Origin of the sequence: Undibacterium sp. Ji83W, assembly GCF_049340385.1 — a bacterium.
Classification (GTDB): Bacteria; Pseudomonadota; Gammaproteobacteria; order Burkholderiales; family Burkholderiaceae_D; genus Undibacterium.
Map to the genome: position 1 here is coordinate 1 of NZ_JBMPOZ010000055.1, position 1,808 is coordinate 1,808.

The 1,808-nt window shown below is 54.9% G+C and carries 1 protein-coding gene; it reads right to left on the reverse strand.

All coding sequences use genetic code 11. The annotated features are described in order from the left end of the window. Positions 1–1,808 (reverse strand): hypothetical protein (locus ACO0LD_RS31670; protein ID WP_423013508.1); only part of this gene is annotated, 1,808 nt, incomplete at both ends.

Here is a 1,808-nt window from a genome sequence, read left to right on the forward strand (position 1 = left end):
GCATTAACGCTTCCAATTAATTGGTTCTCAGCATTGTAGAAGTTGTAGCTGACCGCATCCGCTGCCGGATTTTGGGTGATGAGTCCGCTCAACTGGCTATTGACCTGCGCACTCTTGTTCTGCGTCGCATATGCGATGGTTGTGGTTTGACGTCCAGCGCTGTCATAGCGGTATTCAACTATCCCACCTTCTGCATCAACCGTACCAATCAACTTCTGATCCTGGTCATAGTAGCGATAACTGCTGCGGTCTTTGATTGGGTCTGCTGTAACTTGTATCTCTTCTGCCGTGGCATTAATACCGACACTGGACGGATTGAGGGTGTTGGCGCGCTGTATCGTGGCAACCAGCTTGCCTGCAGCGTTGTATTGCAGCTCAGTGACTTCGCCCAGCGGGCTGATGGTCTTGGCTACTCTTCCCAGTTTGTCGTACAGAGTGCGCACGATCATGTCGCTGGCACTGGCGGTAACAGGGATAACGCTGACGTTGGCTGGTGCTGATGCATTGCCTGTCTGGACAACCTGGCCTTTGAGTTGCTGGAACTGGGCATCTGTCAGCGCATTGGCACGTGCGATAGTTTGTACACGCTGACCTGCTACGTTGTAGATGTATTGAGTGACTTCGCCTTTGCCATTGACATCGGCCTGGAGGTTGCCTGCAGCATCGTAGATGTGCAGTTGTTCTACACCACTTGGGTCTTTGACATAGACGAGTCTGCCCAGTGCGTCGTAACCGTAGCTGGTGGTGAGTTCTCCACCGAGGGTGCTGCTGAGGAGATGGCCCTGGTTGTCGTAGACCTGGGTATCAATGCGACCACTGGCATTGTGCTGGACGATTTTGTGGTTGGCGTCGTCGTATTCGGTGTAGCTGGTCTTTTGTAAGGCGTCTGTGGTGCCAGTGAGGCGGCCCAGGCCGTCGTAGGTGTAGCTGGTTTGGTTATTGAGTGCATCGACTGTCATCAGGAGATTGCCTGTGACGTCATAGGTGTAGCGGGTGATGCTTTGGCTTCCATCTGCCAGGCCTGTGCCGTCTGCATTGACTTTGGCATAGGTAGTGGTAGTGCTGAGCTGGCCACGGGTGTTGTAGCTGTAGTCGCTACGGGTGGTGTTGCTTTGGACCTGGGAGGTGCTCCAGCTTTGCAGTTGGCCCAGTGTGAGTGTGCCACTCGTTCCTAGTCCGGCTACGGAGTAGCTGGCGTTGGTGTAGTGGATCTCGGCTGTTTTTTGGCCTACTGTGTCATAGCGTTGTTCGATAACGATGCCGGTAGCGCTGATCTGGAAGCGTAGCTGACCAGGCAGGCCATAGACGAAGCGGGTGCTTTGTGGGCCTGTGGACTGGTTGGCGCTTGCTGCCGGGGTCAGGGTGCTGAGGACAAGGTCGCCATTGACGTCGTAGGTGTTGTCTGTACGGTTGCCAGTGGCATCGGTTTTGCTGAGCAAGTGACCGGCTGTGTCGTAGGTGTAGCTGGTGACGCTTCCTTGGGCATCGGTGAGGCTGGCGATATTGCCGTAGCTATCGTAGCTGTAGCGCAGGGTTTGTGTCTGGCCGTTGGCGGCAGGCGCGGTGATGCTGTCGAAGCGTTTGTCGACGGTGAGGGTGTAGACGGTGACGTTGCCAAAGGTGTCGGTGACTTTGGTTTGACGATTCACTGTGTCGTAGTCGAATCTGGTGACGTTGTTGTAGGCATCGGTGATGCTGGCGACGCGGGCTTCGCCATCAACGGTAACGTAGGTAAATTTCTGGTAGCTGCCGTCTGTCTGGGTGATGCTGTCGATGAGATTACCAGCTCCTACATAGGTGTAGCTGGT